General features: G+C 43.0%; 8 protein-coding genes. All 8 read right to left on the minus strand.

Going from position 1 to position 6,670, the window contains the following annotated elements; all coding sequences use genetic code 11:
* Nucleotides 1-253: 253 nt before the first annotated feature.
* Nucleotides 254-592, minus strand: a complete 339-nt coding sequence (gene fdx, locus NO991_RS20445; protein ID WP_054552505.1) for an ISC system 2Fe-2S type ferredoxin — start codon at nucleotides 590-592, stop codon at nucleotides 254-256.
* 11 nt (nucleotides 593-603) lie between these two features.
* Entirely contained in the window at nucleotides 604-2,466 is a 1,863-nt protein-coding gene (hscA, locus tag NO991_RS20450) for a Fe-S protein assembly chaperone HscA (RefSeq protein WP_371352346.1), read from the minus strand.
* A gap of 47 nt (nucleotides 2,467-2,513) precedes the next feature.
* The gene (gene hscB, locus NO991_RS20455) at nucleotides 2,514-3,041 is read right to left on the minus strand and encodes a co-chaperone HscB (RefSeq protein WP_054552503.1); all 528 of its coding nucleotides are present in this window, start codon (nucleotides 3,039-3,041) and stop codon (nucleotides 2,514-2,516) included.
* Between the two features lie 78 nt (nucleotides 3,042-3,119).
* Nucleotides 3,120-3,443: an iron-sulfur cluster assembly protein IscA gene (gene iscA / locus NO991_RS20460; protein WP_054552502.1), complete on the minus strand. Its 324-nt coding sequence runs from the start codon at nucleotides 3,441-3,443 to the stop codon at nucleotides 3,120-3,122.
* A gap of 11 nt (nucleotides 3,444-3,454) precedes the next feature.
* Complete coding sequence (iscU, locus tag NO991_RS20465; protein WP_054552501.1) at nucleotides 3,455-3,838, minus strand: Fe-S cluster assembly scaffold IscU; 384 nt, start codon at nucleotides 3,836-3,838, stop codon at nucleotides 3,455-3,457.
* Between the two features lie 40 nt (nucleotides 3,839-3,878).
* Nucleotides 3,879-5,096 (minus strand): IscS subfamily cysteine desulfurase, encoded by a 1,218-nt coding sequence (locus tag NO991_RS20470; RefSeq protein WP_054552500.1) that lies wholly within the window; start codon nucleotides 5,094-5,096, stop codon nucleotides 3,879-3,881.
* Between the two features lie 22 nt (nucleotides 5,097-5,118).
* Complete coding sequence (gene iscR, locus NO991_RS20475; protein ID WP_054552499.1) at nucleotides 5,119-5,610, minus strand: Fe-S cluster assembly transcriptional regulator IscR; 492 nt, start codon at nucleotides 5,608-5,610, stop codon at nucleotides 5,119-5,121.
* A gap of 192 nt (nucleotides 5,611-5,802) precedes the next feature.
* Nucleotides 5,803-6,525 carry a tRNA (cytosine(32)/uridine(32)-2'-O)-methyltransferase TrmJ gene (trmJ, locus tag NO991_RS20480; protein WP_138602698.1) on the minus strand — a complete coding sequence of 241 codons (723 nt, stop codon included), beginning with the start codon at nucleotides 6,523-6,525 and terminating at the stop codon, nucleotides 5,803-5,805.
* Nucleotides 6,526-6,670 lie beyond the last annotated feature (145 nt).

A 6,670-nucleotide genomic window follows, 5' to 3' on the forward strand; every position in this document is an offset into this window, starting at 1 on the left:
ATCAGCTATCAGCTATCAGCTATCAGCTATCAGCTATCAGCTATCAGCTATCAGCTATCAGCTATCAGCTATCAAAAACATAAAACCTGAGAGATCAATGTAAAGCTATTTCAGTTCATTAACACAAAGAACTAAACCTCTATCTCGATCTGCTAAAAACTGACGGCTGAAAGCTGACAGCTCTAAAAAACAAAAAACCGCTGTAGAGACCAAGCAACTACAGCGGTTTTTACGAAATCAAAGCCGTTAAAAATTAATGCTCTTCATTAACGATATTGAGATTATACTTTGGAATTTCAACCACTAAATCTTCATCTTTGATCACCGCTTGGCAACCTAGGCGTGATTCAGGCTCAAGACCCCATGCTTTATCTAGCATGTCGTCTTCAAGCTCATCACTCTCATCTAAAGAGTCAAAGCCTTCACGAATGATTAAGTGGCATGTTGTACATGCACATGATTTTTCACAAGCATGTGGAATGCTAATACCATTTTTTAGTGCAACATCTAATACAGTTTCACCTGTAGGAGCTTCAATAGCAGCGCCTTCTGGGCATAACTCTTCGTGTGGAAGAAAAATAATTTGTGGCATACCTTACCTCGTTAAACTTCGTCTACTGACTGCCCTTGCAGCGCTTTTTTGATTGATGCATCCATTCTGCGAGCAGCAAATTCGCTACTTGCATTGTCTACAGCTTCAATCGCTGCTTTAATTTCTGCAGGTGTTGTTGCGCTTTCGCGTACGGCAACAAGTTTAGCAATTTCTGCTTTTAACGCACCTAATTCTTGTTCGTCAAGTAATGCACTGTCGGTTGCCAGTGATGCTTCAAGTGCTTCAACAACACGTAACGCTTCAACTTGTTGCTCTTTAAGCATACGCGCTTGCATGTCGTCTTTCGCGTTAGTCATTGACTCTTTAAGCATGTTTGCAACTTGGTCGTCCGATAAACCAAACGATGGTTTGACCTGAATTTCAGCTTGCACACCCGTTGATTTTTCCATTGCCGATACACTTAATAGGCCATCAGCATCTACTTTAAAGGTTACGCGAATATGCGCAGCACCGGCTGCCATGGCCGGAATACCTTTTAAGCTGAACTTAGCCAATGAACGACAATCGTCAACTAGCTCACGCTCACCTTGAAGTACATGCAGTGACATAGCAGTTTGACCATCTTTGAAAGTAGTAAACTCTTGTGCACGTGCAACAGGGATCGTGGTGTTACGTGGAATAATTTTTTCAACCAAGCCACCCATGGTTTCAAGACCTAGCGACAGTGGCAATACGTCTAATAGCAACATGTCTGAATCTGGCTTATTGCCAACCAATACATCTGCTTGCAGTGCTGCACCGAGTGCAACTACGCGATCTGGGTCGATAGAAGTCAGTGGCTCTTTATCAAAAAATGCAGCAACTTGAGAGCGTACAATTGGCATACGAGTCGAGCCGCCAACCATTACAACTTGTAGTACTTCTTCGTTCTCGATACCGGCATCTTTAACCGCACGGCGACAAGAACGTAGTGTTTTCTTCACAAGGCTAAGAGCAAGCTCATCAAACGTTTCGCGGGTTACTTCAACTTTGTGGCTTTGACCGTCAAACTCTAAACCTACATTCACAGTTTGGTATTGGCTTAGTGCTTCTTTACACGCTTTTGCTTTATTGATGAATAAACGCAATACCGATGCAGAAAGCTCGCTCACACCGGTTTGTGTTTTAAAGTATTCAACTAGTAGCGAGTCAAAATCGTCACCACCAAGGCTTGAGTCACCGCCTGTAGCAAGTACTTCAAATACACCTTGGTGTAAACGTAAAATAGAAATATCGAAGGTACCGCCACCTAAATCGTATACGGCGATAATACCTTCTTGGCCTGAATCAAGACCATAAGCAACAGCCGCAGCTGTTGGCTCGTTTAATAAACGTAATACCTTAATACCAGCAAACTCGGCAGCATCTTTGGTGCTTTGACGCTGAGCATCATCAAAATAAGCTGGCACAGTAATAACTGCACCTAAGATATCTTGACCTGCAAAGCTGTCTTCTGCGCGCAGTTTCAATGCTTTTAAGATTTCACTCGATGCAGTAACAGGGCTAATTGCACCTGCAACTGTGCTGATTGCTAATGAGCCATCATGCTCACAAAATTCGTACGGCAGTTGACCATAGCTTTTTTCGATTTCAGCCTGAGTTTTACCTAAAAAACGCTTAACCGAGATTAGTGTGTTTGCAGGGTCTTGAGTTGCAGCTGCAGCCGCTCGCTCACCAACCACAATACTATCTGCTTGGTATTGAACAACCGATGGTAGCATCGCATTGCCTGCTAAATCAGTCAGTGTGCGCGCTTCGCCGCTTTGCACTGTTGCAACTAACGAGTTAGTTGTACCAAGGTCAATACCGACTGCTAATTTGTGCTCATGTGGTGCCGCGCTCTGCCCCGGCTCAGCAATTTGCAATAATGCCATAATGCTCTTTTTAAACTCTTAAATAGCTGTTGTGTAACAACTAACGATTAATCATCAAATAAACTGTCTTCAATACGCTCTAGTTCATCGCGTAACTTATAAACAAACTTCAATTTACGAATATTGTCAGCGGCAGCTTGCCATTGTTGCTCATCATTACTCGCCAGCTGAGCGGCTAATTCACTGCTGTATTGTTTATCGAGCTGTTTAATTTGCGCTTCAAACTGGGCAATTGCTGCATCAGGATCTGCGGCATTTTCAAGTTCTTCTAATTCTTCACGCAGCTCCATTTGCTGCATTAAGAATAGCGGGTCTTGCAATGTTTGTTGCTCGGCGCGAATATCTACACCAAGCTCGCTTAGCATGTACTCAGCACGTTTTACCGGGTGTTTTAAAGTTTGTAATGCATCATTGATTTCTGCTGCATTTTGCACAGCAAGTAATTTGTCACGGCTGCTAGAGCTTGCGTGGCGATCTGGGTGAACTGCACGTTGCAGCTCAAGGTAGTGTTTATTAATAGTCGCTAAATCAATGTTGTAATCTACTGGAATTGCAAATAACTCAAAGTAACGCATTACATAATCCAACTCGGTAAACAGGAAAGAACAAAGCCCTACATAGGCAGGGCTTCAAGCAAAGAAAGTTTTTTAAGCTTAAACGGTGAAGCTTTCGCCGCAACCACACTCATCGGCTTGGTTCGGGTTGTTAAATTTAAACCCTTCGTTCAAACCTTCTTTGGTGTAATCAAGCTCAGTACCATCAATGTAGACTAAGCTTTTGGCGTCAACGATCACTTTCACACCACGGCTTTCAAAAATTTCGTCGCCGTCTGCTAACTCATCAACAAACTCAAGAACATAAGCAAGACCTGAACAGCCCGTCGTTTTAATGCCAACGCGTAGGCCAATGCCTTTGCCGCGATTTGCTAAAAATGATTCTACGCGGTTTGCTGCCGCATCTGTCAATGTCACTGCCATGAATTTATCTCTTACTTCGCTTGTTTGCTTTTGTAGTCAGCAATTGCTGCTTGAATCGCGTCTTCTGCTAAAATTGAACAGTGAATTTTCACTGGCGGTAATTCAAGCTCAGCACTGATATCAGTGTTTTTGATTGTTGCAGCTTCATCTAATGTTTTGCCTTTTACCCACTCAGTTACAAGTGAAGAAGAAGCGATTGCGCTACCACAACCATATGTTTTGAATTTTGCGTCTTCAATTACACCTTCTGGTGATACTTTGATTTGCAATTTCATTACGTCACCACATGCTGGTGCACCCACCATACCTGTTGCAACTGACGGATCATTTTTGTCTAAAGCACCCACGTTACGTGGATTTTCAACATGATCGATTACTTTATCACTATAAGCCATAATACTATCCTCACTACCTGCTAGCGGCGGCGATCACTGATTAGTGATGCGCCCACTCAACTGAATCTAAATCAATACCTTCTTGATGCATTTCCCATAGAGGAGACATCTCACGTAAACGGCCGATCGAGTTTTTGATTAGTTCAACGGTGTAATCAATCTCTTCTTCAGTCGTAAAGCGGCCAATGCTGAAACGAATTGAGCTGTGTGCCAACTCGTCATTACGGCCTAATGCACGTAGTACATAAGAAGGCTCTAAGCTTGCTGAGGTACAGGCTGAACCTGATGAAACAGCAATGTCTTTAACAGCCATTAATAACGACTCACCTTCAACAAAGTTGAAGCTGATATTTACAATACCTGGAACTGAGTGACTTGGTTCACCATTGAAGTAAACTTCGTCCATATCAGCCATGATGCCATCGATCAGGCGCTTACGAAGTGCGCTGATGTGTGCATGGTCTTTTTCGAAATCTTCTTTAGCGATTCTAAATGCCGCACCCATACCAACTAATTGGTGAGTAGCTAGTGTGCCTGAACGCATACCACGCTCATGACCACCACCGTGCATTTGCGCTTCTAAACGTGCGCGAGGCTTACGACGAACATAAAGTGCGCCTACACCTTTCGGGCCATATACTTTGTGGCCAGAGAACGACATGAAATCTACTTTTAACTGTTGCACGTCGATAAGTACTTTACCTGCGCTTTGTGCAGCATCTACGTGGAACATAATTTTGCGCTCACGGCACATTTCGCCGATTGTCGCGATATCTTGGATAACACCTAGCTCGTTATTTACGTGCATTACGCTCACAAGTACTGTGTCGTCACGCATTGCAGCTTCAAGCTTTTTAAGGTCAAGTAAACCGTTTTCTTCAACGTCCATATAGGTTACTTCGAAACCTTGACGTTCTAGTTCACGACACGTATCAAGCACTGCTTTGTGCTCTGTTTTAACAGTGATAACGTGCTTGCCTTTCTTCTTATAGAACTGCGCAGCACCTTTAATTGCTAGGTTATTTGATTCTGTAGCACCTGAAGTGAAAACAATTTCACGCGGGTCAGCGTTGATCAGATCAGCAATATCTGTACGTGCTTGATCAACGGCTTCTTCTGCTTGCCAACCAAAACGGTGTGAGCGTGATGCAGGGTTACCAAAATTACCGTCCATAGTCAGGCATTGCATCATTTCTTTTGCCACACGTTCATCAACAGGCGTGGTTGCTGCGTAATCTAAATAAATCGGTAACTTCATTTCTCTCTCCGCTTTCGTCAAGCTACAGTTGACAGCTTACTTGAATGTTTTCCAGTTGCTTAATTGCATTGTTGATGCTGTTATCTTGGCGCGATGCGACTTCTTTCACATCTGACTTTTCCACCAATTCAGCAAGGGTAATACTATTTAAAAACTCTTCGATACGTGCGCTTAAGTCCGACCATAAGGTATGAGTCAAACAACGCATGCCGCTTTGGCAGCCACCCGTTGCATTGTGGCAACGTGTTGCATCAACAGACTCATCAACGGCGTTAATCACATCGCCGACAGAAATTTCGTTCGCTTCTCGACCTAGTAAATATCCGCCACCTGGGCCACGCACAGAGGTCACAAGGCCGTTTTTACGTAAACGGGCGAATAGTTGCTCAAGGTAAGATAACGAAATCTCTTGGCGTTCAGAAATATCGGCAAGAGGCACTGCACCCACATTTGTATGTAGTGCAACATCCAACATGGCGGTTACTGCGTATCTGCCTTTTGATGTTAACTTCATGGAGCCCCCGATGTTACTGCACGCTAAGGTGTGCAAATTTTAATTACCAGACCAAAATAGTCAAGTATTATCACTTGATAAAAATTGATACTTGCCATTGATAAAACCGAATACTTGACAAAAACAGTCAAGTAATGGGTACATTGTAATTACCTGAGTAATTTAGTCAAGTATTATACTTATAACCTGTGATTATTTAATAGACTTATTAATAGAGGTAAGAATACCGCGTAAGATGTTCATCTCAGCTTCTTCTGGACGTGCGCGGTTAAATAAACGACGTAGTTTAGTCATCACCATGCCTGGGTGCTGTTTGATGATAAAACCTGTGTCGTTTAGCGTTTGCTCTAGATGCTCATAGAAAAGCTCAGTTTGCTTCGCATTTGGGTAGGTTACTTCGTCTTCTTCTTGTACTTTTGGCTGTTTATTTAAATATGCCATACGTGTTTCATAACACAGTGTTTGCACGGCCATCGCGAGATTTAACGAGCTGTACTCAGGATTTGCAGGAATACATACGTGGTAGTTACATTGTTGTAGTTCTTCGTTCGTTAAACCACTATTTTCGCGACCAAATACGAGTGCAACAGGACCCTGTTCAGCCTCAGCCACTAACTTTTCACCACATTCACGCGGCTCAACCATTGGCCAAGATAAAGTACGTGAGCGTGCGCTGGTACCAATTGTTAAGCCACAATCAGCAATCGCATCTGCCAGTGTATCAACAACCACTGTTTTACCTAAAACATCAGTTGCACCAGCTGCAAGCGCACTCGCATGACTGTCAATCTCACAAGCAGGATCAACAAGATATAAATTTGATAAGCCCATCGTTTTCATAGCACGTGCCGCTGAGCCAATATTACCAGAATGTGATGTGTTAACTAATACGATACGAATATCATCAAGTGTCATTGCGTTGTTACTTACTGAAAGTCAAAAATTGCCGGGATTATAACATAGCTATCAGCTATCAGCTATCAGCTATCAGCTATCAGCTATCAGCTATCAGCTATCAGCTATCAGCTATCAGCTATCAGCTATCAGCTATCAGCTATCA

Origin of the sequence: Pseudoalteromonas sp. DY56-GL22 (assembly GCF_041414715.1) — a bacterium.
Classification (GTDB): Bacteria; Pseudomonadota; Gammaproteobacteria; order Enterobacterales; family Alteromonadaceae; genus Pseudoalteromonas; species Pseudoalteromonas simplex.

Excerpts from the sequence above, each read along its gene's own strand:
- hscB (WP_054552503.1), bottom strand. The coding sequence starts at position 3,041 with ATGCGTTACTTTGAGTTATTTGCAATTCCAGTAGATTACAACATTGAT.
- fdx (WP_054552505.1), bottom strand. The coding sequence starts at position 592 with ATGCCACAAATTATTTTTCTTCCACACGAAGAGTTATGCCCAGAAGGC.
- NO991_RS20470 (WP_054552500.1), bottom strand. The coding sequence starts at position 5,096 with ATGAAGTTACCGATTTATTTAGATTACGCAGCAACCACGCCTGTTGAT.
- iscR (WP_054552499.1), bottom strand. The coding sequence starts at position 5,610 with ATGAAGTTAACATCAAAAGGCAGATACGCAGTAACCGCCATGTTGGAT.
- hscA (WP_371352346.1), bottom strand. The coding sequence starts at position 2,466 with ATGGCATTATTGCAAATTGCTGAGCCGGGGCAGAGCGCGGCACCACAT.
- iscA (WP_054552502.1), bottom strand. The coding sequence starts at position 3,443 with ATGGCAGTGACATTGACAGATGCGGCAGCAAACCGCGTAGAATCATTT.
- trmJ (WP_138602698.1), bottom strand. The coding sequence starts at position 6,525 with ATGACACTTGATGATATTCGTATCGTATTAGTTAACACATCACATTCT.
- iscU (WP_054552501.1), bottom strand. The coding sequence starts at position 3,838 with ATGGCTTATAGTGATAAAGTAATCGATCATGTTGAAAATCCACGTAAC.